Raw genomic sequence first — 23,877 nt, forward strand, 5'->3', positions numbered from 1 at the left:
CCCTTCCTACCATACCAAATTCTAACTAACCTAAATGGTTGAAAGCTTGTATCTGTATTTTACACAAGATTAAGGACTTGACTCAGGCCGAGCAGGAGATTTCCCAGTAATAAGCGATTTACCCGAAAATCTATGCAGGCCGAGCAGGAGATTTCCCAGTAATAAGCGAATCATCCGAAAATCGATCTCGTTCTTATTGAAATTTTCCCTAGTTATCGTCAACATGCTTGTAAAATGCACGGCCCTTACAAATTTTTCAGTGAAAAAGGAGGCGATTATTTAATCATTCTTCGTTTGATTGCATAGAATAGAATAATACAAGCGAAGGAGGGGATGGGATGAAGGATTATAATTTTGTCATTGCAGAAGAAGATTGGTCCCTCCATCGAAAAGGGTTTGATGATCAGAAAAGGCACCAAGACAAAATCAAAGAAGTGCTCAAAAAGCGTTTACCAGACGTCGTTAGTGAAGAAAATATTATTATGTCTAAGGGAAAAGACATCGTGCGTATTCCTATTCGTTCACTTGATGAATACAAAATTCGTTATAGCCAGTCAAAAAATAAGCACGTAGGTCAAGGGGATGGAGATAGCCAAGTCGGTGATGTAGTAGCCAAGGATCCCAATGCTAAGAAGAGTGAACAAGGTGAGAAAGCAGGCGACAAACCTGGAAAAGATTATTATGAAGCAGAAGTTGACTTTGAAACGCTAGAGGAAGCGTTTTTTTCAGAATTATCTCTTCCGAATTTACAACAAAAAGAAAAAGATTCGTTGACTGTGACAGATATTGAATTCCGCGATATTCGCAAAAAAGGTCTTATCGGCAATATTGATAAAAAACGAACCATGTTGGCCTCTTTTCGTCGTAACGCTTTAGAAGGTGAACCATCATTTACGCCGATCTATCCAGATGATTTACGTTTTAAAACGTGGGATCATATTGAAAAACCTGATTCAAAAGCGGTCGTGTTAGCGATGATGGATACGAGTGGATCGATGGGACAATTTGAGAAATATGTGGCCCGAAGTTTTTATTTCTGGATGGTTCGCTTCTTACGAAAAAAATATGAAACGGTCGAAGTAGAATTTATTGCCCATCACACGGAAGCCAAAACAGTAGATGAAGAATCCTTTTTTACGAAAGGGGAAAGTGGTGGAACGATTTGTTCTTCCGCTTATCGTAAGGCGTTGGATTTAATTGACAAAAAGTATCCGCCAAGTCGATATAATATTTACCCTTTTCACATATCAGATGGTGATAATTTAACCTCAGACAATCGGCGATCGATGGAGGCGGTTCATCAATTGTTAGAGCACTCCAGTATGTTCGGTTATGGTGAAGTTAATCAGTATAACCGGTTTTCGACATTGATGCAAGCCTTTAAAACAATCGATCATCCTCGATTTAAACATTATGTGTTGCGAAATAAAGAAGATGTCTATTATGCAATGAAGCATTTTTTTCAAAAAAAGTGGAAGGATAACCAAACACTTGGGTAGTACGCACCCAAGTGTTTTTCTTTTAAGGGAATACATATAGTTCAATCGAATCATTTCTATTCAAGATCATAAAAATAGAGAAATTTCGATGATTTTTTGGTAAAATGATGCTGAATCTATCCTTTGTGAGGAGGCAAAATAAATTGGGAATTATACTTGGACTCATCGCGATTCTTGTTGTACTAGCTATTGCTTATGCTATGTCAAATGATCGGCAAAATATTAATTACCGAGGCATTATTGTTATGCTGATTGCACAAGTGATTATTACGTGGTTTATGTTTATGACCACCATTGGAGAAACTATTATTAACGGGATTTCTGCTGGTTTCAGTAAATTAATTGAAATTGGAAAGGAAGGCGTGAATTTCGTTGTTGGTGGTATTGCCATTAATGAAGGGGCCAGTGTTTTCTTCTTTAATGTTTTATTAATCATTGTGTTCTTTGCAACAATTCTGTCTGTACTCACCTATCTCAAAATCTTACCAGTAATTATCAAGTATATTGGTGGCTTGATTTCAAAGATTACGGGTTTACCAAAAGTTGAATCGTTTAATGCGGTCAACAGTATGTTTTTCGGTCAATCGGAAGCCATTATCGCGGTTAAATCACAGTTTCATCATTTGAATGACAACCGTTTGTATATCGTTAGTGCTTCTGCTATGGGATCTGTTTCGGCTTCGATCGTCGGGTCCTATTTACAAATGCTACCATCCCAGTATGTGTTAGTTGCTTTACCGTTAAATATGTTTAGTGCGCTGATTTTGTCATCAATTATTGCACCTGTGAAAATTGATGACAAAGATGATGAAGTTGATATTAACGAGGTATCTGATGCTAACAGCTTTTTCGAAGCGATGGGCAATGGTGCTCTAGATGGTGGTAAAATCGCATTGATTGTGGCTGCCATGCTGATTGCTTTTACCGCTTCGTTAGACTGGTTAACTTTATCATTCAATCCGTTTTTGCAGGTGTGACGTTACAACAAATTTTAGGTTACATTTTAGCGCCGATTGGTATTTTAATGGGGATTTCACCTAGTGAAGTGGTACAAGCTGGTGGTATTATGGGAACAAAAATTATTACCAATGAGTTTGTAGCCATGGGTGAATTACAAGCAGTCATGGGTGAATTGTCCGAAAAAACCGTCGGCATTGTATCGGTCTTTTTAACTAGCTTTGCGAACTTTGCTTCGATTGGAATTATTGCTGGTACCGTTCAGGGAATTAGCGCCGAAAAGGGAGCAAAAGTTTCGAGATTCGGAATGAAACTATTAATTGGAGCGACATTGGCTTCGATTCTTTCAGCAACCATCGCCGGACTATTCTTATAGATCAAGACGGGAATGGGACAAAACTAAATAGAAAGAGCGAGAATCCGAACAATTTTACGTTAAGCGTAGGCAAAATACGGAGACTCCTGCGGGAACGCACGAGCTGAAGATCCACTGTGTGAAGAGACCATCTTCACACAGTTAGCTGAAGCCGTGCCCGCGGAACGCGAAGTGTTTTGCCTAAGCGGTATGTGAACTTAAATTTTAATGTTCGGATTTTTCCTTTCTAATTACTCTTTTGTCCCAACCACTTTTTACATAGAGGGAGGATGACGATCGTGAAAAGTATTGCGGTTTATTGTGGTTCAAGCATTGGCGCTTCAGAAGAATATCGACAGGGAGCGATTGATTTAGGAAAAGAAATTGCCAGAAGAGGGATTACATTAGTGTATGGTGGTGCGAGTGTAGGCCTTATGGGCGTGATCGCTGACACCGTTCTAAAAGAAGGGGGAGAAGCTATTGGTGTGATTCCCACTGTATTAGGTGACAAAGAAATCGCTCATCAACAGCTCACGACGCTGTATACAGTAGATTCCATGCATGAACGAAAGGCAAAAATGGCAGAACTCGCTGACGGTTTTATCGCAATGCCAGGTGGCCCAGGAACAATGGAAGAATTTTTTGAAATGTTCACTTGGGCTCAAATTGGTATCCATCAAAAGCCGATTGGTTTGTTGAATTTGCATCATTATTATGACCCGATGTCACATTTGTTAGATCATATGGTGAGCGAAGGGTTTATGCAACAAGCGAATCGTGATTTAGCTGTGATCACGGAGCATCCAGCGCAGTTACTTGATCAACTTTCACGTGTTTGAAGCAATCGCCTAAGTGGAATACTAACAGTAGCAATTTTCCATAAGAAAGGGGTTTTTGCCATGGAACGTTATGCATTATACATAAATGGTGGTTGGGTCGAAACGGAAGAAACGATCGACGTACTCGATAAATATTCGCAGACAACCTATGCCACAGTAGCAAAAGCCAGTCGTGAACATGTTGATGAGGCAATTTCGAGTGCGACGAAAGCCTACCGTAAAAACCAATTATCACCGTATCAGCGGTTTGAAATATTACGAAATGTGTCTACATTAATGAAAAACAACAAAGAAGAGCTTGCATATACGATTACAAAAGAAGCAGGAAAACCTTTAAAGCAAGCCAGAACGGAAATTGACCGTTCGGCGGAGACTTTTTTATTAGCAGCAGAAGAGGCTAAACGTATTCATGGAGAAGGTGTTCCTGTGGAAGCTGCGCCAGGATCTGAACATCGCATGGCGTTTACCATCAAAGTGCCTGTTGGGGTCGTTGGGGCGATTAGCCCGTTTAATTTTCCATTAAACTTGGTTGCCCACAAAGTAGCACCAGCACTTGCTGCCGGAAATGCTGTCGTCTTGAAACCGGCGAGTAAAACACCGCTTGCCTCGTTGAAACTCGCCAAACTGTTAGAAGAAGCAGGACTTCCGAAAGGCTTGCTTCAAGTAGTGGTTGGCTCTGGTTCCGTTGTTGGCCAGCAAATGATGGATGACGAACGAATTGACTTATATACATTTACCGGAAGTGCAGAGGTTGGGTTACAATTAAAACAAAACACAGGTCTTAACCGTTTGATTTTAGAATTAGGTAACAATTCGCCTGTGATCGTTGATAAAGAAGCAGACATCGATCACGCAGCCAAAACATTGGCAGGTCAGAGCTTTGCCTTCGCGGGTCAAGTCTGTATCTCGGTACAGCGGGTGTATGTCCATGAATCAATTCAAGAGCGTTTCCTTGAGACATTTTCAGAACAAATTAAGCAATTACTTGTAGGTGATCCGACAGATGCCACAACGGATGTGGGGCCAATGATCTCTGTAAGTGAGGCAGAGCGTGCTGAAACGTGGATTCACGAAGCAGTCGATAAGGGTGCGAAAGTGGTGTTAGGTGGAAAAAGAGAAGGCGCCTTACTTGAACCGACCATTCTAACGGATGTAAAACCAGAAATGCGCGTTGTCTGTGAGGAAATTTTCGCTCCCGTCGTTAGTGTGATTGCGTATACTGATCTCGATTCGTGTATCGAAGAAGTGAATCAATCGGTCTATGGTCTGCAAGGTGGCATTTTTACACAAAATATAGATACAGCTTATTATGCAGCAAAGCGCGTTGAAGTAGGTGGCTTTATGATTAATGATGGCTCGCAATATCGCGTTGATTTAATGCCATATGGCGGTGTGAAAGATAGCGGGAATGGAAAAGAAGGACCGAAATATTCCATTGAAGAAATGACAGAAGAACGTTTGATTGTCATGAACTTGCGCTAAGGATGAATATGTAAATACAAAATATAAAAAAATCGGTGACAGACACACGAAAAATTGATAAACTAATTCGTTGTGTCCAAAAACAGTAATGGACGTTGCTCTATTACTGTTTTTTTCTGTGTTGATGGGAAAGGATATTGTTATGGAGGGAATCAAATGGAAGGAACGATATATTCATTAATACCTGCGGTGATCATGCTCATTCTTGTTTTATTGACAAGAAACATTTTACTATCACTGGGTACAGGTATTGTTGTTGGTGCATTTCTGATTCATGATTTTAATCTATTCGCAAGTTTGCAGCAAATATGGATCGTATTTCGCGATATTTTCTATACAAGTGATGGCGTCAATATGAATAGCATTTATTTATTACTATTTTTATTGCTTTTAGGCATTCTGACCATGCTCATGACAGCTTCTGGCGGCAGTAAGTCGTTTGGAGATTGGGCAATTCAAAAGGTGAAAACTAAGCAAGGCGCGCAACTTATGCCAGCTTTTTTCGGCATTTTGATTTTTATTGATGATTATTTTAACAGCTTGGCGGTCGGACAAGTCTCGCGTCCAATCACTGATCGACATCGTATCTCACGAGCGAAACTTGCATATTTTATTGATTCGACATCTGCGCCGATTACGGTGATTACACCGATTTCGAGTTGGGGTGCTTACATTATCGGTATGCTGGGATCGATTTTTGTTGCGAATGAAGTGACTGCTTATCAACCATTAGAAGCATTTGTTCGTATGGTTCCGCTAAATATGTATGCTTTTGCCGCTATGTTTTTAGTGTTTATCGTTGCGATCTTTCATATCGACATCGGTCCGATTAAAAAACACGAAGAGCGTGCGCAAGTCAAGGGTGAGTTAGTCGATCCGTCGAAATCAACAATGACAAAAGATACAAAAATACATGCGCTGGTCAATCAAAACGGGACAATTTTTCATTTATTGTTTCCGATTATTGTGTTAGTCGTATCTACCGTTTCAGCGATGTTAATCACCGGATATTATCAAACGGATGGACAAGCGACGGTTTTAACGATGTTTGAGAATACGATGGTTAATCCATCACTGTTTATCGGTGGTTTATTATCTGTCATTTCAGCCGTCATATTGTATCTTCTATTATCAGGTCCCAAGTTGTCACTCTATAAAGTGGTAAAAGATGGTGTTTTTTCCATGATTCCTGCGATCTATATTTTAATTTTAGCGTGGATGATTGGCTCAATTATTGAAGATATTGATACAGGTGGCTTTTTAGCATCGTGGTTTGAAACCATTTCTTTTAATGTCGATTTCTTAACGCTTTTATTATTTGTGGTTGCTGGCTTTATGGCATTATCGACGGGAACATCTTGGGGCACCTTTGGCATTATGTTGCCGATTGCTGCACAAGTGGCTTTGGTTTATGATGTTGAACTCATTTTACCAGCAATGGCGGCAGTGTTGGCTGGTTCAGTCTTTGGTGATCATTGTTCTCCAATATCTGATACTTCGATCTTGTCGTCCACAGGAGCTGGTGCGAATCATATGGATCACGTGATCACACAGTTGCCGTATGCATTTATCAGTGCGTTTGCGGCTGGAATCGGTTATTTATTGTATGGTCTTACAAGTTATATATGGCTTTCTTTAGTGACGGCATTTGCTGTTGTTTTCTGTCTTGCCTTTTTCATCATGTGGGTTCAAAAGCTGATAAAAAAACTTTCTCTATAATGGGGATTAAATTGTTGCGTATGTGGTAGGATATGGGTCAAACAGAAGCTGTTAGCCTCGAAAAAGAATATATGCGTTATTTTATAGATCGGCCCATTTTTTTCCAAAACCAAAGAAAAGATGGGCTGATATTTTTATAAATTCGAGAATGTTTTTCAGTATGGCGCGCATTTTTTCGTATTCGTACTTGCGAATGCAGTTTGAGAATAAGTATAATCAAGAAGAGATGGAAGTATAGAGAGGACGGTCAGTAACATGGAGAAGCGAATTATTTTTACAGGTGGTGGCACGGCGGGACACGTGATGGTCAATGTTGCCATCATTCCAGAGTTTATTAAAGATGGATGGACTGTCGACTATATCGGTTCGAAAGCGGGAATTGAAAGGGAATTAATTTCATCGATCGATCAAGTGACATATCATCCGATTTCAACAGGGAAATTACGCCGCTATTTCTCCAAAGAAAACTTTAAAGATCCGTTTAAAGTGTTAAAAGGCACAATGCAAGCGCACCGGATCATTGGTCAAAAGAAGCCAGCAGTCATTTTTTCAAAAGGCGGTTTCGTCTCGGTCCCTGTTCTCATTGCAGCGAGAATGCGCGGTATTCCTGCAGTGATTCATGAATCAGACTTCACGCCAGGATTAGCCAATAAGATCGCGATTCCATTTGCTAAGAAAGTGTTAGCTACTTTTCCAGAAACGACGAAGTATTTACCAGAGAAGAAAGCGAAATGGATTGGGGCAGTCGTTCGAGATGAGCTATTTACTGGTGAACAAAAACGCGGCTATCAAATAACAGGGTTTAATCGAGGGAAGAATGTGCTTCTGATCATGGGTGGCAGTGCTGGTTCCAAACGGATGAATCAAGCCGTACGTGAAGGATTGGATCAGCTATTGAGGCAGTTTCAGATTATCCATATTTGTGGTAAAGACAATATAGATGAATCGATCAAACAAGAAGGGTATGTACAATATGAGTATGTGCAAGATGAGTTAAAGGATTTGTTGGCCATTTCAGATATCGTATGTTCACGAGCTGGGGCAAATGCTATCTTTGAATTTCTTGCCTTGCATAAACCGATGCTTTTAATTCCATTGTCACGTCATGCAAGCCGAGGCGATCAAATTGTGAATGCCGAATCATTTGAAAAGCAAGGGTATGCTAAAGTGTTGGAGGAAGAAGACTTAACCACAGAATCATTAGTTGAGGCGTTAGGAAATATTCGAAAAGATAAAATGGCTATAAAAGAACAAATGAATCAATATCGATCAAGTGAAGCGAAACAATCCGTCATTGATATCATTCAGCAAACAGCGAAATAAAAAGTTCATTAAAGGAGGGATCTTCCCCCCTCAATTTGTTTTTTTACTAATTATTCAAAAAAGTACAAATGATGTGAAACGATTGTTGTTGTTTTATCGTACAAGTTATTAAGCAAATATCTTGTATTAGGTGGTGCGTGCTATATGCAGTACGTCATTTTTTCTATCATTCCACTCATTTTAATTTTTCTGATTGGCTTGAATCAATGGTTTTTTATACGGTATTCAATTGATGGAACGAAATTAATCTTTCAGCGGAGATTCTTCTTTATCGTTCACAAGCATACGTTAGATATTCAACAAATTGCGTTTGTTTATGATATAACAGATTGGCGGGAAAGACCGAAGGATGCACAGATGTTTGGTACACCAGGAGGGCCATACTATCAGTCACTTGTATTTCAAATGAAACATGGTGACAAACACATGATTCATATAAGAAATGTTGGCCATTTGCCTGATAAGTTACAAGCGATTCATCCAGATATGCCCATCCATATTTCGCGCACATTTGAAGATTAATCATGATTCATAGATAGTGACGATTCTAAAATGACTGTTTCGTGCTACTATTTCCGCTCTTGCTGAGATAAGAGTTGCCATTAATGTTGGTTACTTTCATAGATGATAAAGATTGCTGGGTAGGAGAAGTTGATTTTTCACTATTCTTTTGATTTTGTGTCTGATCGCTTGTTTTTTCGCTTATGTGATTAGCAATTGATGTTTTTCGTTTTGATTGATGTTCGTCAAATTTGTTACGAATCATGGCTGACGCGATTGTTTTGGTGTTGGATGTAGAGGCTATGGATTGTTCATCAGCAAAAGGTTCAACTCGGCCAGAAGCATCCGGTGATGGGTTGATGACTTGAAGTGAGATAACATTTTGAAGTGGCATAAACATTGTGCCTAAGTGGCAACGACCAATTAACATACGATCTGCTAAAAGCCAGGCATGTTCTAATACAATGGACCTTTGGCATGGTAAGGTAAGTTGAACTTTTACTGATGAATGCTCATGAAGATTTTTCAGTAATTTTACAAAATGATTCATCATGACGCTCCTTTTCAAAAGGGGAGCGTTTGAGAGTAAGTTACTCCTCCTCCATAAATGATTGCATAGTTTCTTCAAATGATTGGCGGTTATGGGCGACATGGTCTTGAAGACTTGATAGGATTTGATGTAGATCGATGTTGTTTTGCTGTTCCTCATTCATCGTGTAATAAAAAAATAATGTCATCGCATAAGCAATTCCGGTATTATCAATATAAACAATCCCATTACCGCTTTTTCGAATACTGGAATTTCCGTTCTCATTCGTTAGTTCTGTAGCGAAGTGCTTGGCAAGCTCCCCGATATGATTTTTCATATAATGATCTAACTCTTCTTGAATCATTGATCGCAATTCCGTTTCTTTTGCCATTCGCAAGATTCATCCTTTCTTAGTAACGTTTTATGCACACATGAATAAAATAGGAAGGGCATTTTTAGGAGAAAAGGGAAAAATTTCGTTCCCTTTTCTTACCTATTGGTGCTATTAATCGAGATAGATCGAAACAAGCACCAGTACAATTACAGTAACAACGGTAACATCATTACGGTTGTAGCTGTTGCCGCTGTTTTTCACATAGGAGTTTCCGTTATACACGTGAAATTGACCTTTCACTTCTGATTCTTGCTCTGACTCTTGTTCAGCTTCTAACTCAGCTTCTTGTTCGATTTCTTGATCTTGAACGAGAATCGAAAGCGCCTCGGCAAGGGCTTCAGGGCTAAAGCTGTTATTTTGTGTTTTTCCAAAACCCATTGATTCATCCCTCCTTTCGGCTAACTAGTTGTACCATATGTGAGGTTTTTCAATATGTTGGATACAACAGTCTATTAAACAATAAAATGTGTCTTCTTCTCATAGATTGATATACTAGATGATTTATCATGATCATGGAGAAGTTGCTAATGATACAAGCAAATCATTTCCGATTCACGGTAACGTTTACTACAATGAAAATGAAAGTGTATACCTTTACATGAGGAGGCGATTAACGATGAGTTTAACAACAACATTAAAACTAAACAACGGAACAGCTATTCCAGCAGTCGGATTAGGGGTGTACAAAGCAGAGCCAGGTGATGAAGTATATCAAGCCGTTCGATCGGCTTTAGACCTTGGTTATCGTCACATTGATACAGCTTCTCTTTATAAAAATGAAGAAGGCGTTGGCCAAGCGATTAAGGATAGCGGAGTGCCACGTGAAGAACTTTTTGTGACGACAAAAGTGTGGAATGATGAACAAGGATACGAAGAAACAAAAGCGGCTTTTCAACGTAGTCTTGAGCGTTTGCAAATGGATTATGTGGATTTATATCTGATTCATTGGCCAGTGCAGGAAAGTTTACTGAAACGTATCAAGCATTAGAAGAGATTTATCGTGAAGGAAAAGCGAAAGCCATTGGTGTCAGCAACTTTATGTCCCACCATTTAGAAGAATTACTGAAAGGAGCAGAAGTGACTCCAGCTGTGAACCAAGTGGAACTACATCCACAACTGCAACAAAAAGACACACGCGCATTTTGTGATCAACATGACATCTTAGTGGAAGCTTGGGCCCCATTAGGAAAAGCTCGTTACTTTGATCATCCCGTGTTACAAGAATTAGCGGATAAATATAACAAAACACCGGCACAGGTGATCGTTCGCTGGCAATATCAAAGTCAAATTATTACCATACCAAAATCTGTTCATAAACAACGGCAAGAAGAGAACGTTGATATTTTTGATTTTGAATTAACGGATGAAGATATGAAGAAGATGGAAAGCATGGATTCTGGCAATCGGATAGGCAAACATCCAGATGAATTCGATTACGGTGTATAAAACGAGAGACTGCGATGACAGATATCTATAGCCATAAATACCCGAATGTTAATTGATTTTGATCAGTCAACATTCGGGTATTAATAACTAAAAAAACTTTTATCTCATTCGCTGTTATTCTTTAGTACCCTTTTTTCACAAGATCTAGTTTACCTGTAGCTGGGTCGATAACTAATCCATGAACGGGAACGTCTTCAGGAAGTAGTGGGTGGTTTTCAATGATGCGGGTTGATTGTTCAACAGATGCTTCTACATCATCAAAACCAGTTAACCATTCTTTCGGATCTTTGTCTAGATTCTCAATCGTTGTTTGCTCAATGCCACGTTCTTTCATAATGTCGATAAAGCCATCTGTGTCAAAATGAGTCATGCCACAACGATGGTGACCAATTACAAATACCTCATCTGCTTGTAACGCATAAATGGCTACCAAAATACTTTTCATCGTACTATCATATGAATCATTCAATATGGCACCAGCATTTTTTACCATTTTTACATCGCCATTTTGTAAGTTCAGTGCTTTTGGCAAGAGTTCCACCAAGCGCGTGTCCATACATGTAAAAATGACCGCACGTTTATTTGGGAACTTATCAGTCTCATATGCTTCATATGATTTGTCTTCTACGAATTTTTGATTGTATGTAAGAATATCATCCAATAACATCTCTCACAACTCCTTTAATTGATAAGTATAATAGAAGATAATTTCTTATAGTGTATAATATCTTTTCTTATGATTCAATTATGATTACTTGAATCCATGTTATAATAAGGGTACTTTAATCGAGTTGAGGTGATTCCTCTGATGCGCGAGAACGAACGTGAAGATAACGATATTATAGATGATGATTTGTATGAAGACTTAGAACATGAAGAAATGTATGAACTTGTCCAAGAAGAACGTCGGAAATTACAAGAAAAACAACAAGAACAGAATGACAATACCTCGAAGAAACGATTGGGACCGAGATGGCTCATTTGGGGCATTGCGATTGCTATGTTTATTCAAGTGATTGCGATTATTCCGCAAACTTTCTCGATACCAGCGATCAATTTTCTAAAAACATCGGCTTCATTAATGCAAGATAGCGACGTGCAAACATACCGGGAAGGTGTCGTTGTGGTCAGCGGTGATAACAATAAAGGAACAGGTTTTGCTATTTCAGAAGATGGTTACATTATGACCAATCATCATGTAGTCGAAGATCAAATGAGGATATCCGTCGCATTTCAAGAAAAAGGTCAATTTCAAGCGGAGATTATGGATACATGGCCAGCTGTTGATTTAGCTTTATTAAAAGTAGATGGCGAGAACCTTCCTTATTTACCTATATCTGATGCCAAAGCGAGTGCTGTTAAAACGAAAGAAGATGTATTATTTATCGGGAATCCACTAGCATTCACTGATATTGCGAATCAAGGTGACTTGATCGGTATGACAACGCTCGATGATTGGGAGCGGTCGGTTTATATGTTAGACGCACCTGTCTATCGTGGCAATAGTGGCAGTCCAGTAATTGATGAAAATGGTCAAGTCATTGCCGTAATCTTTGCAACCATTCATAAAGAGGAGCACGGCCGTGTCGGATTGGCAGTACCCATCGAAGCCTTCCGTAAAAAAATTGATTCACAATCATACTATGAATGACTTTTGTGTTATATAGAGGGAAATAATAAACGTAACTTTTGAGGGAATCGATTTGACGAAGTAAATAAATACCTAGCCCCTTAACAACAAAGAGTAGACCCTAGTTTACAAAAGGGGAGTTGAAATACACGAGGCAAATGCATGCTGAGCATATTCAAATCTTACACTAACTGGGACGTTTGCGGAATATGCGTTATATAAAGAGTATTGTATGTGGTACAATATAATAGATGAGGATATAAAGGAGGTTGAATGATGGCTATAAGTAACGAAAAATTAGTTGAAATGGTAAAGAAACTACCTCAGTCGGCAAAAAAATCGGCTTACGATTATTTAAAGTACTTAACAATTAGTCATACTCGTCCAGGCTGGGATGAAATAATAGATTTAGAACCAGATGGAACTCCTTTGAGTGAAGAAGAAAAACGCCAACTAAAGAATAACTCGGAGTTTGTGTCTTGGGAGGAAGCTTTGAATGAGCTCAACTTACCAAATGACACTAAGTCGTGAGGCAGTTCAATTTTTAAAAAACAAGAAAAATCTGTTCAACTTAGAATATGCAATGCTTTGAATGGACTATTAATTCAACCACCTGTAGGAGACATAAAGCCTTAAAGGGTAAAAAAGGTCAACTAAGATTGAGAACTGGACCATACAGAACTATATTTGAGATTAACCATAATGAGAAAATAATCTATATATTAACCATTGATAACCGTGGCGATGTATACAAGTAATCTTTAGTAACGAAGAGGCTGGGACAAATCTAAATAGTAAGAGCAAGAATCCGAACAATTTTAAGTTAAGCGTAGGCAAAATACGGAGACTCCTGCGGGAACGCGCGAGCTGAAGATCCACTGTGTGAAGAGCCCATCTTCACACTGTTAGCTGAAGCCGTGCCCGCGGAAAGCGAAGTATTTTGCCTAAGCGGTATGTAAACTTAAACTTTAATGTTCGGATTTTTCCTTTCTAATTACTCTTTTGTCCCAGCCTCTTTTTTGATTCGCTAATGATTCCTTTTAACTATACATAATGATAAAAAGTCAAAATATAAATTAATAAATTAAGCATTTTGTATGAATGTGGTAAAAATGCACTATAAATTGCAAACAAATTTTAATTAAATGTAAATAAAATATGGTAGATGTAAAGAATGAAAATGATTATACTGAAGAACAGTGACATGATTGACACAAATTTGAATGACATAAACGATTGAATATTAAAAGTTGGTGAATTTGATGAAAATTACTAACATTCATATAAATTACATGATTACACGCAAAAATCAACGATGGGAAACGAAATATATAATAACTGGTGGTGATCGTTCGTGATGAACAGCCAGTTAGTAAAAGATATGTATACATTAGAAGAACAAATCGAAGAGATTCAAAGGGGGAATCAAACGCTACAAAATGAAGTGATTATGGCCTATCAGCCATTTGTGGCAAGATGTGTGTCAGATGTATGCAAACGATACATTCATCAAGAACATGATGATGAATTCAGTATTGGGTTGATTGCCTTTCATGAGGCGATGCATTTATATTCTGAAGAGAAGGGATCAAGTTTTTTAGCTTTTGCTCAAGTCATTATTAAACGAAAAGTGATCGATTATATTCGTAAAGAAAAGCGTCAATATATACAGCCGTTGCTCGATGTTGAAGAAGAAGACGAGCATATGGAGAACCCTGAAGAAATATCGATTGCGAAAAAAAATTATCAACTAGAAGAAGAAGCTTGGCAGCGAAAGCAAGAAATTCTAGAATTGTCGAAGGAACTGAAACAATATAAAATCAGTTTCCAAGAGTTGGCCGAAATATCCCCGAAACATCAAGACGCAAGAGAATCAGCCATTTTTGTCGCAAAACAAATTGCAGCTGATCAAACATTACGCGAATATGTTTTGCGTAAAAAACGAATCCCGATTAAGAAATTGTTACGGATTGTCCCTGTTAGTAAAAAAACATTAGAACGAAACCGTAAATATATTTTGACAATATTTGTTGTTCTCACTGGGGATTACATGTATTTAAATGAATATATAAGGGGGTAGGTTTGTGAAAAAAGGCATTATTGTGGAGCATAAGCGACGTTATTCGATTGTTATGGATCGAAAAGGATTGTTCCACAAAGCAAAGCCATTAAAGCAGGAACAAATCGGTGTAGAAGTGTCATTTGAACCTTATACGCCACTTTTTGCGAATCATCGCTTGTCTTTCCTCCATGCAAGGTGGAAAATGGCTTCAATGGTTTTGGTGTGTCTAGTATTATTTATGCCGATTTATTTTTGGTTGGAGCAAGATGAGGTTTATGCTGTTGTCAGTATTGATATTAACCCAAGTATAAACTTAGTGGTTAACGATGATTTAGAAGTCGTTCAGGTCGAAACGATGAATAAAGATGCTGAAGCGATTGTGGATCAAATTGATTGGAAGAAGCAGTCTGTTTTAGCGACGACGAATCATATTATTGAAGCTTCAAGGGAAACCTTTCATATTGTTGAGGATCAGCCAGTACTGATGGCCGTTAGTTACATATCCGACCATGAAAAAAATGAATCTATGCTTACGGAATTGTCAGCAGCCTATCGCAAGATGAAAAATCCAATCGCCATTTATGAGGTGCCACCATCGATTCGCGATCAAGCAGAAACGGAGCAAGTGTCGATGAATCAAGTCACAGCATCATCCATGGATTCGCGCTCGAAAGATGATACTACAGAAGGCAATGAAAAAGAAAACGAGAGTGACTCTCTCTCGTCGTTAGATGAACAGGATCGTGAACTTATTCAAAATTTTTATAATGATTCAGATGACGACGAAGAGAATACATCCTCGAAAACAAGTGATGACGATCAGTCGGTGAACGAAAAGAATCAGGATGAATCAGTGACTCCATCATCTACATTGCCCAAACAAGCAAACGAAAAAGCACATCAAAACCAGAATAAAAGCGTAAAGAAAAATCGATCACACGCTAAACCCGAAGCCAATGGACGACAAAAAAGTGGTCATAAAAAGAATCAAAATGATGAGACATTTAACAAGAAGTCCATGAAGAAACATGAAAACCAACATCACCCATCCAATCGCGGTAAAGGAAAGAAAAAAGGGCATATAAAACAGCAACAGAAAAAACACCATCACTTGAAATAAAGAAATGAAGTGGTATACGCAATGTGTAGCGTATACCACTAGTTAATGAATTGATGAATTAACGCATGATCGAGGTAATGAAGCAATTCTTCATGCGTATTCATAAGCCACTGGTCAGAAGTTGGATAATGGTACGCATGCAGAAACAGTTCAATTTTTTTTGATAATAAATCATCTTCTGTCCGTACCATTAATACCAACAAATCATCCCACTGACCCCAAAGTGTGTAATATAAAGCTTTATCGTAATCCATTGTATCCATTGAAACGTATCCCCCTTTGTTTGCTCTATATTGGATGGTTCTAAGCATGGTTTTTAGGGGATTTGCGAAAGCAATGTTCTATTGCTTCAGTTATAGTGTATGTGCTTAAGACTCAAACGAATCACTTGTTTTATTGGTGGACTTACCAAATTTTTAATGGGACAACATCGGATAAATCATAACTTCTCTTCTCATACTATGAATGACTTTTAGAAAAGAAGGAGGGAAGTTCATGAAGTGGAAACCAACAGCTGTATCATTCGCTTGTGCAGCGACATTAGTACTCACAGCATGTGGCGGTAATGAATATGGTCAAGATAATGGTGGCAATGGCGATAACACACGCCCGATCGGTTACAATCAAACATCAAACGATCCCGCTAATGACCGAGATATGACGCGTGCCCCATCGACCAATCAAGGAAAAACGAATAACCAAATGAACAACAATCAAGGTGGAAACGATAATCAATACATGTTTGGTGGGGATCGAGATACTGATCAAAATAACATGGATAACAACAACACACAAAATATAGACGCAAATGATAATAACGGCAATAACCGTTACAATTATGAAGTTGCTGAAAAAGCCGCTGATAAAATCGAATCAGACATTAATGAAGTAGATGATGTTTATGTATTAACAACAACTAACAATGCTTATGTCGCTGCTTCATGGGCTAAAGATGCGGATGAAGATGAACTAAGTGAAGATGTGAAAAAGAAAATTACGGAAACGGTAAAATCGGTCAATGATGGTATTGATAATGTGTATGTCTCAACAAATCCTGATTTCTATGATTTGGCTGATACGTATGCAAATGATGTTGACAGTGGTGAGCCGGTTGAAGGCATGTTTAACCGAATCGGAAATATGATTGAGCGGGTATTCCCAGACCGTGAACAATAATACGAAAGAGGGTAGATATGTAATGTATCTGCCCTCTTGATATGACTGCATTTATACATATGTTACAATAAATATAGAACTTTAGAGGAGAAAGGTGTGTCGAAACATGGCGGAAAAAATGAACGTCGAAAGTTTTAATTTAGATCATACAAAAGTACAAGCACCTTATGTTCGACTAGTTGGTGTGACAACTGGTGAAAATGGGGACAAGGTGTATAAATACGACATTCGTTTTTGCCAACCCAATCAAGATCATATGGACATGGCTGGTTTACATTCCATTGAACATTTGATGGCGGAAAATATTCGTAACCATTTAGATAATGTGTTAGATGTGAGTCCGATGGGTTGCCAAACAGGCTTTTACTTGGCGATATTTAATAATGATCGTTATGAAGAGGTTGTGACAGCACTAGAAAAAACATTCCAAGATGTCTTAGAGGCGACTGAAGTACCAGCTTGTAATGAAGTGCAATGTGGATGGGCAGCGAATCACAGTTTAGAAGGTGCCAAATCCATAGCTTCTAATATGTTAGATGGTAAAGATGAATGGCATATCGTATTTGCTGAATAAGACTGCATGAAGAGAGTGACCGATCACTCTCTTTTTTAACCTATGGAAAAGGATGTGATGGATGGTGGATCAAGTCGTAACGTATTTACAACAGCATCAAGATACATATATCGAACAGTTAAAAGAGTTTCTTCGCATGCCAAGTGTTAGTACCGATTCTTCTCATCACCAGGACGTAAGGAACACAGCTGAGTTTGTCGCTAACTTTTTATCAAATGCTGGGTTTAAAAAAGTCGAAGTGCAGGAAACAGAAGGGCATCCGCTTATTTTCGCTGAATGGTTAGAAGCAGGCACAAACGCTCCGACTGTGTTATTTTATGGTCATTATGACGTGCAACCGCCAGATCCGCTTGATCAGTGGAAGAGTCAGCCATTTGAACCAGACATTCGCGATGGTCGGTTGTATGCAAGAGGAGCGAGTGATGATAAAGGGCAAGTATTCATGCATTTAGCCGTATTTGACGCCTTCTTTAAAACAACCGGAGAGCTTCCACTGAATGTGAAAGTTTGTATTGAGGGGGAAGAAGAGATAGGTAGTGCAAACCTTTATCAACTGCTGGAGTCGAAAAAAGAGCAGTTTCAAGCCGATTTTGCAGTGATTTCTGATTCAGGAATGGTTGCAAACGATCAACCGACGATTTTGTACGGGTTAAAGGGTTTCACGGGCTTAGAATTCACGTTAAAAGGTCCCGATAACGATCTCCATTCTGGCATGTACGGTGGGGCCGTGCGTAATCCAGCAATGGCTATGGCTCATTTGTTATCGACTATGAAAAGTGAAGATGAAGTCGTACAAATTGATGGATTTTATGATCAAGTGGAGCCGTTGGAAGATGATGAACGTCAATTGATTCAATCAGCACCAGGTGAAGATTATTCGACATCTACAGGAGCTCCAGAAGCAGTATCAGAGAAGGGATATACGGCGAAAGAGCACACAATGGCTCGTCCGACACTTGAAATCAATGGGTTATATAGTGGTTATCAAGGAGAAGGCACGAAAACGATTATTCCTTCCACAGCAACTGCAAAACTGACATGTCGTTTAGTGCCAGGGCAAGATCCTCAAGACATTCAAGATTTAGTCGTTCAACATATTGAAAATCATCTGCCTGCTGGTGTGACATTATCGATCAAACGGGAACCATTATCAGCGAAGGCTTATCGCGTAGATCCCAATCACCCATTTATAACGAAAGCGGCGGAAAGTTTGCAAGAAACCTTTGCCAAAGATCCTGTGTTCGTTCGAATGGGCGGTTCCATTCCTGTTGTCGAATGGATGGATTCATTATTTGATATACCTGTGGTGTTACTCGGATTTGGCACACCTGATGACAGGTTACATTCACCGAACGAAAGCTTTCCTTTAGATCATTTGACAAAAGGGATGGAAACGATTGTGCATTACTGGTCAAAGGTACGTAGTGTATAATAAAAGTTGTTTGACATTATACCTACATGTGGATATAGTATACCTTGTGATTAATCATGTGGGGGAAAAACTATGATGTGGCTATGGATCATTGCATTGGTGTGTTGTGTAGCACCTCTTATCCATTTACTATATATTCGGTATATACCCATCAAAGGGGTGCCTTGTATTGATCGGAAAAAACGTTCGGATAGGATTGATCAAGTGACTGTTGATATTCGTGATTATCAACAGTCGTCTAATGATGTTATCGAAGGGGCGATTGTGATGCCGGTTCCTTATTTACGAAGATACCATCACGAGATTCCAACACAGTCGATTCATTTGGTTGCTTCTGATCATCTAGAACGAAATATAGCGATTCGATATTTGAAGGCAAAAGGATTTCAAATCACTGGCTATACATTAACCGACTGCCGTTGTAAAAAGACAAAAACTAGCGTAAAGACTACAGCGCACAAATGTTAAAGTATCGAAAGGCGGGCACCTAGCGTGTCCGCTTTTATATTTATCAAAGTATGTTTTACTTGGGCAGGATATGCGTCAAACAGCGGAATTGAAAGCAACTGTTAGCCTCGAAAAAGCGGATACGCGTCAAACAGCGGAATTGAGAGCATCTGTTAGCCTCGAAAAAGTGGATAAGCGTCAAACAGTGGAAGTGAAAGCAGTTGTTAGCCTCGAAAAACGATTTTCGTAAACAAATTGGGTTTTATATCGTTTTCACTCGTTGAATATGGTAACATAGACTTAATAATTTTTACCTAGATTTCAAGGAGTGATATGATTGAAAGTCATGTTTAAGAAGAAACACAAAACCAGTCATCAACCAACGAATGTCCCCACCGTACAAGAAACCGAAGTAGAAATGGATACGAAAGCAGATCGTTCACTAGCCAAACAAATAGCAATGGTCGACTTGAAAAAGGAAGATCTGATCACGCTAAAACAACTTCAACCTTATGTAGAAGAACATATTGATGAGATTGTAGCCCAATTTTATAAAAACTTAGAGCATGAGTCTTCTTTAATGGAAATCATTGAATCCAACAGTTCAGTGGAACGATTAAAAAAGACATTAACGATACATATACAAGAAATGTTTGATGGAAAAATTAACGAAGAATTTTATCAAAAACGCCTTCGCATTGCTAACATACATTTTCAAATTGGACTAGAACCAAAATGGTACATGTGCGCATTTCAGGATCTACTGAATTCATTGATACGAATTTTTGATGATCATATCGAGGATAAAGCACGTTTTTCACAAGCGATTTCCGCTGCTTCTAAAATCTTAAATTTAGAACAACAAATCGTATTAGGTGCCTATCAGAATGAAGTTACCGATGTGTATGAAAAGCAAGAAGCGGAAAAAGATGAGCTTCACAAAAAAATTAATGATACGTCAGAAGAGCTGGCAACCATCTTCCAACAGTCTACAACAGCCATTGATGGTTTAGTCAGTCAATTAAAGGAAATTTTACAAGATGCACAAAAAGGTACACGTACGAGTCAAGAAGTCGAAAAAGCCTCTAAAGATCGCAGTCAAGATTTAATGGAACAAGAAAAGCAAATGTCACAAATAGAAGATAAGGTGCGAGGTATTAAGGAAGAAACCAATAGTTTAGCTGATAGTTCACGTCAAATTGAATCGATTATTAGCATGGTGACTGATATTGCAGAACAAACCAATCTACTTGCCTTAAATGCTTCGATTGAGGCTGCACGTGCCGGTGAAGATGGAAAAGGTTTTGCTGTTGTGGCAGAAGAAGTGCGTAAGTTAGCTGAACAGACGAAGGACTCTGTTAGCAATGTAACAGGTTTAATTGAGAACACCAATGCTCAAGTGAATACGGTGACCAATTATGTAGATGAAGTACAGTCTTCCGTCACGGATAGCTCACAACATATGCGTGACATTTATCACTTTTTCGAAGAGCTCGTTCGACAAATGGATCAGACGAAGGGATATAACTCAACGATTGAAACTGAAATGGAGCAGTTTTTCCATCGCTTAGATCAAGTAAACCAATCATTTGATCAGATTTCTAACGCTGTTGAAGATTTGGTTACTATGACTCAATCCAAATAGAATCGTTATTTTTAAAGGTATAGTATCATTCTATAACTCTGCCTTCATATACTATAGAAATGGTTAGATGGAGGTGGCGTGTGACGTTGAGAACTGGTAAAAAAGAAGAGCTTGAGCGAGCGATCGCTGAAATCACAGAAGTTGCCGAAGGATTTGGGCTTGACTTTTATCCGATGAGATATGAAATTTGTCCACCTGAAATCATTTATACGTTTGGTGCGTATGGTATGCCGACCCGATTTTCCCATTGGAGTTTTGGCAAACAATTTCACCGGATGAAATTACAATATGATTTAGGATTAAGTAAAATTTATGAATTGGTCATCAATTCCAATCCGTGTTACGCCTTTTTATTACATTCCAATAGTTTGATTCAAAATAAATTGATAGTCGCTCACGTGTTAGCGCACTGTGATTTCTTTAAAAATAATGTGCGTTTTCAAAATACGAAACGCGATATGGTCGAAAGCATGGCGGCTACAGCTGATCGAATTGCGGCATACGAGAAAGAATATGGAATTCAGGAAGTGGAGAAATTTCTTGATGCTGTATTATCGATTCAAGAACATATTGACCCAAGATTAGTAAAGCCAAAGCTGGACTGGGAAATTGATGAAGAAGAAGACATTATCCAACGACGTCAGACAGAGTATGATGATTTGTGGGGACTCGATGAACCACAGCAGCCAATTGAACCAAAAATAAGACGAAAAAGGAAGAAATTTCCACCCAAACCAGAGAAGGATATTCTTTTATTTATTGAAGAGCACAGTCGTGAACTAGAAGACTGGCAACGAGATATTTTAACGATGATGCGCGAAGAAATGTTGTATTTCTGGCCTCAATTGGAGACAAAGATTATGAATGAAGGCTGGGCTACGTATTGGCATCAACGTATATTACGCGAACTGAATTTGACGAGCGAAGAAGCAGTTGAATTTGCCTCGTTAAATGCGGGTGTGGTGCAACCATCAACGACGAGCATTAACCCGTATTATCTTGGGGTGAAAATGTATGAAGATATTGAGAAGCGATATAATCATCCGACAGAGGAAATGAAGCAGTTTGGGGTTGAAGAAGGATCTGGTCGTGAGAAAATTTTTGAAGTACGAGAAATGGAATCGGATATTTCGTTTATTCGTAATTACTTCACTAAAGATTTTGTCAAACAGGAAGATTTATATTTATTTCAAAAACAAGGGAGCCAATATAAGGTTGTGGATAAGGACTGGGAAGAAGTACGCGAACAGTTAATCACCAGCCGGCTAAACGGAGGTTTTCCTTATTTAACCGTTCAGGATGGTGACTACTTGAAAAATGGGGAACTGTATATCACGCATCATTATGAAGATGTGGAACTTGATGTGAAATATGTAGAAAAGACGATGCCATATATTTATCAATTATGGGGCAGGGCCGTTCATATCGAAACAACCATGGAAGAAAAAACATGCCTGTTCAGCTGTGATGGCGAAAAAGTGACAAGGAAATACGTGTGATGATGTCGAATCAGTAAAGGGAGACTTTACTGATTTTTTTTTGCTTCATGAAAAAATTGATGAAAAGGGTGATACCAGTATGGATATCGTGACGAAAGAGAGTTTTACTGTCATCGGTATGATGGTGGAAACGAGTTGGGAAGAGCTTTTTCAAGAAATGCCTAAGACGTGGAAGAAAATGAAAGACAGGGTCTCCGAATTGCCCCATCGCCGTTCCTACCAAATGATGGACATTAGTCTAGGGCAAACGAATGGCATTTATACGCAATTGATTGCTGTTGAAGTGAGTGAAACCGATCATGTACCCAATGATATGGTAGTGAAACAGATTCCAGCGCAAACGTATTTGCACCACTCACATAAGGGCAGCTTGATCGACATTTCCCAAACATTTGGTACGATGTATCAGTATGCAAAAGAAGAAAACTTACCAGCTGATGACATGAAATTGGATATTGGATATACGGTGGAAGGTACAGAAACAAGTCATGATTTGTATATTAAGCTCCGTTATGATTAGCTGTTCATAAACATGCTTATCTTATGTGGGTTTCATGCATAGACAAGGCACATGCCTATTTTCACTATGGACAAATTACCTAATCGCTAGGCAAGCATATAGTGATAGGGATAGGAGGTAGTGAAATGGAATATATCAATCCTTCTCACACAGAGATGTATCATGACTATGGATGTTGTCCAGAAGAAGATTTGGATGGAAGAGGGGGACCGAGTGGCTTTTCACCACAACAGCAGCCACCGACCTCATTCCCAGGTCAAGGGCCGGGTCCAGGACCAGGTTTTATGCCGGGAGGTCCGCAACAAGGTGCAGGTATGGCGCCTCAAGGACCACCGCCGCAACAAATTCCACAGCAACCGATGCAACAAGCGCAAGGACCACAATTATTTGCTGTTGATCCGGGTGCCATTCGTAGTTGCTTGTTCCGCTATACGTATATTTGGATCAATCGCTTTCAATCGTTTTGGTTTTATCCCACTTATGTAGGCAGACAATCCGTAGCAGGATATCGCTGGACTGGATTTCGTTGGGTCTATTTTGGTATTGACTTAAACCGCATACAATCATTTACATGTGTATAAACAAACGAGAAACGGTGCGTACTTGCTTAAGAGGCGCATCGTTTCGTTTATTTAGTTGGATACGCGTCAAACAGAGAGAAGGGAAGTAGCTGTTAGCCTCGAAAAAGCGGATATGCGTCAAACAGAGGAAAGAGAAGCAGCTGTTTG

At 39.0% G+C, this 23,877-nt stretch carries 24 protein-coding genes and 2 pseudogenes; 21 read left to right on the top strand and 5 right to left on the bottom strand.

Annotated elements, in window-relative coordinates:
- Positions 1 to 338 precede the first annotated feature (338 nt).
- The 7 genes and pseudogenes from yhbH (at position 339) to J416_RS11055 (ending at position 8,696) form a co-directional block, all read left to right on the top strand.
- Positions 339 to 1,499 (top strand): sporulation protein YhbH, encoded by a 1,161-nt coding sequence (gene yhbH / locus J416_RS11025; protein ID WP_003471433.1) that lies wholly within the window; start codon positions 339 to 341, stop codon positions 1,497 to 1,499.
- A gap of 200 nt (positions 1,500 to 1,699) precedes the next feature.
- Positions 1,700 to 2,832 (top strand): annotated as a pseudogene (locus tag J416_RS11030) (NupC/NupG family nucleoside CNT transporter).
- A 278-nt stretch (positions 2,833 to 3,110) separates the two neighbouring features.
- A complete protein-coding gene (locus J416_RS11035; RefSeq protein ID WP_003471434.1) occupies positions 3,111 to 3,650 on the top strand; it encodes an LOG family protein in 540 nt (179 codons plus the stop codon).
- 60 nt (positions 3,651 to 3,710) lie between these two features.
- Complete coding sequence (locus tag J416_RS11040; RefSeq protein ID WP_003471449.1) at positions 3,711 to 5,132, top strand: aldehyde dehydrogenase family protein; 1,422 nt, start codon at positions 3,711 to 3,713, stop codon at positions 5,130 to 5,132.
- A 156-nt stretch (positions 5,133 to 5,288) separates the two neighbouring features.
- Positions 5,289 to 6,851 (top strand): Na+/H+ antiporter NhaC family protein, encoded by a 1,563-nt coding sequence (locus J416_RS11045; RefSeq protein ID WP_003471450.1) that lies wholly within the window; start codon positions 5,289 to 5,291, stop codon positions 6,849 to 6,851.
- Positions 6,852 to 7,106: 255 nt separating this feature from the next.
- Positions 7,107 to 8,174, top strand: a complete 1,068-nt coding sequence (locus tag J416_RS11050) for an undecaprenyldiphospho-muramoylpentapeptide beta-N-acetylglucosaminyltransferase (RefSeq protein WP_003471485.1) — start codon at positions 7,107 to 7,109, stop codon at positions 8,172 to 8,174.
- 144 nt (positions 8,175 to 8,318) lie between these two features.
- Complete coding sequence (locus J416_RS11055; protein WP_003471486.1) at positions 8,319 to 8,696, top strand: hypothetical protein; 378 nt, start codon at positions 8,319 to 8,321, stop codon at positions 8,694 to 8,696.
- Positions 8,697 to 8,721: 25 nt separating this feature from the next.
- On the opposite strand, the gene J416_RS11060 is transcribed toward J416_RS11055, so the two are convergent.
- The 3 genes from J416_RS11060 to J416_RS11070 form a co-directional block, all read right to left on the bottom strand.
- The gene (locus tag J416_RS11060; RefSeq protein WP_003471488.1) at positions 8,722 to 9,225 is read right to left on the bottom strand and encodes a hypothetical protein; all 504 of its coding nucleotides are present in this window, start codon (positions 9,223 to 9,225) and stop codon (positions 8,722 to 8,724) included.
- A gap of 40 nt (positions 9,226 to 9,265) precedes the next feature.
- Entirely contained in the window at positions 9,266 to 9,595 is a 330-nt protein-coding gene (locus tag J416_RS11065; protein WP_003471490.1) for a hypothetical protein, read from the bottom strand.
- A 114-nt stretch (positions 9,596 to 9,709) separates the two neighbouring features.
- The gene (locus J416_RS11070) at positions 9,710 to 9,976 is read right to left on the bottom strand and encodes a hypothetical protein (protein ID WP_003471492.1); all 267 of its coding nucleotides are present in this window, start codon (positions 9,974 to 9,976) and stop codon (positions 9,710 to 9,712) included.
- 238 nt (positions 9,977 to 10,214) lie between these two features.
- Here J416_RS11070 and J416_RS11075 point away from each other — a divergent pair.
- A pseudogene (locus J416_RS11075) lies at positions 10,215 to 11,044 on the top strand (aldo/keto reductase).
- Positions 11,045 to 11,165: 121 nt separating this feature from the next.
- Here J416_RS11075 and J416_RS11080 read toward each other — a convergent pair.
- On the bottom strand, positions 11,166 to 11,711 hold the full coding sequence (locus tag J416_RS11080) for a beta-class carbonic anhydrase (protein ID WP_003471495.1): 546 nt from the start codon (positions 11,709 to 11,711) through the stop codon (positions 11,166 to 11,168).
- A 141-nt stretch (positions 11,712 to 11,852) separates the two neighbouring features.
- On the opposite strand from J416_RS11080, the gene J416_RS11085 reads away from it, so the two are divergent.
- The 4 genes from J416_RS11085 (at position 11,853) to J416_RS11100 (ending at position 15,856) form a co-directional block, all read left to right on the top strand.
- Entirely contained in the window at positions 11,853 to 12,695 is an 843-nt protein-coding gene (locus tag J416_RS11085; RefSeq protein ID WP_003471498.1) for a S1C family serine protease, read from the top strand.
- A 255-nt stretch (positions 12,696 to 12,950) separates the two neighbouring features.
- Positions 12,951 to 13,205 carry a hypothetical protein gene (locus J416_RS11090; RefSeq protein WP_003471499.1) on the top strand — a complete coding sequence of 85 codons (255 nt, stop codon included), beginning with the start codon at positions 12,951 to 12,953 and terminating at the stop codon, positions 13,203 to 13,205.
- Between the two features lie 823 nt (positions 13,206 to 14,028).
- Positions 14,029 to 14,754, top strand: a complete 726-nt coding sequence (gene sigI, locus J416_RS11095) for an RNA polymerase sigma-I factor (RefSeq protein ID WP_003471503.1) — start codon at positions 14,029 to 14,031, stop codon at positions 14,752 to 14,754.
- A gap of 4 nt (positions 14,755 to 14,758) precedes the next feature.
- On the top strand, positions 14,759 to 15,856 hold the full coding sequence (locus J416_RS11100) for an anti-sigma-I factor RsgI family protein (RefSeq protein ID WP_003471510.1): 1,098 nt from the start codon (positions 14,759 to 14,761) through the stop codon (positions 15,854 to 15,856).
- Between the two features lie 38 nt (positions 15,857 to 15,894).
- Here the strand turns inward: J416_RS11100 and J416_RS11105 are convergent, their stop codons facing one another.
- Complete coding sequence (locus tag J416_RS11105; RefSeq protein WP_003471513.1) at positions 15,895 to 16,119, bottom strand: YhdB family protein; 225 nt, start codon at positions 16,117 to 16,119, stop codon at positions 15,895 to 15,897.
- A gap of 232 nt (positions 16,120 to 16,351) precedes the next feature.
- Here J416_RS11105 and J416_RS11110 point away from each other — a divergent pair, with 232 nt between their 5' ends.
- The 9 genes from J416_RS11110 to J416_RS11145 all read left to right on the top strand — a co-directional run bounded on the left by J416_RS11110 (position 16,352) and on the right by J416_RS11145 (position 23,730).
- Positions 16,352 to 17,032, top strand: coding sequence for a YhcN/YlaJ family sporulation lipoprotein (locus J416_RS11110; protein WP_003471515.1), 681 nt, complete (start codon positions 16,352 to 16,354; stop codon positions 17,030 to 17,032).
- Between the two features lie 106 nt (positions 17,033 to 17,138).
- Positions 17,139 to 17,606 (top strand): S-ribosylhomocysteine lyase, encoded by a 468-nt coding sequence (locus tag J416_RS11115; RefSeq protein WP_003471517.1) that lies wholly within the window; start codon positions 17,139 to 17,141, stop codon positions 17,604 to 17,606.
- 61 nt (positions 17,607 to 17,667) lie between these two features.
- Positions 17,668 to 19,038, top strand: coding sequence for a dipeptidase (locus J416_RS11120; RefSeq protein WP_003471524.1), 1,371 nt, complete (start codon positions 17,668 to 17,670; stop codon positions 19,036 to 19,038).
- Between the two features lie 72 nt (positions 19,039 to 19,110).
- Positions 19,111 to 19,506 (top strand): hypothetical protein, encoded by a 396-nt coding sequence (locus J416_RS11125; protein ID WP_003471525.1) that lies wholly within the window; start codon positions 19,111 to 19,113, stop codon positions 19,504 to 19,506.
- A 70-nt stretch (positions 19,507 to 19,576) separates the two neighbouring features.
- Complete coding sequence (locus J416_RS15805; RefSeq protein WP_156809579.1) at positions 19,577 to 19,735, top strand: hypothetical protein; 159 nt, start codon at positions 19,577 to 19,579, stop codon at positions 19,733 to 19,735.
- A gap of 96 nt (positions 19,736 to 19,831) precedes the next feature.
- A complete protein-coding gene (locus J416_RS11130; protein ID WP_040513444.1) occupies positions 19,832 to 21,130 on the top strand; it encodes a globin-coupled sensor protein in 1,299 nt (432 codons plus the stop codon).
- A 59-nt stretch (positions 21,131 to 21,189) separates the two neighbouring features.
- The gene (locus tag J416_RS11135; RefSeq protein ID WP_052000962.1) at positions 21,190 to 22,629 is read left to right on the top strand and encodes a SpoVR family protein; all 1,440 of its coding nucleotides are present in this window, start codon (positions 21,190 to 21,192) and stop codon (positions 22,627 to 22,629) included.
- 79 nt (positions 22,630 to 22,708) lie between these two features.
- Positions 22,709 to 23,149 (top strand): GyrI-like domain-containing protein, encoded by a 441-nt coding sequence (locus tag J416_RS11140; RefSeq protein ID WP_156809580.1) that lies wholly within the window; start codon positions 22,709 to 22,711, stop codon positions 23,147 to 23,149.
- Positions 23,150 to 23,274: 125 nt separating this feature from the next.
- On the top strand, positions 23,275 to 23,730 hold the full coding sequence (locus J416_RS11145) for a hypothetical protein (protein ID WP_003471533.1): 456 nt from the start codon (positions 23,275 to 23,277) through the stop codon (positions 23,728 to 23,730).
- Positions 23,731 to 23,877: the final 147 nt, after the last annotated feature.

This window comes from Gracilibacillus halophilus YIM-C55.5 (assembly GCF_000359605.1).
Classification (GTDB): domain Bacteria; phylum Bacillota; class Bacilli; order Bacillales; family Amphibacillaceae; genus Gracilibacillus; species Gracilibacillus halophilus.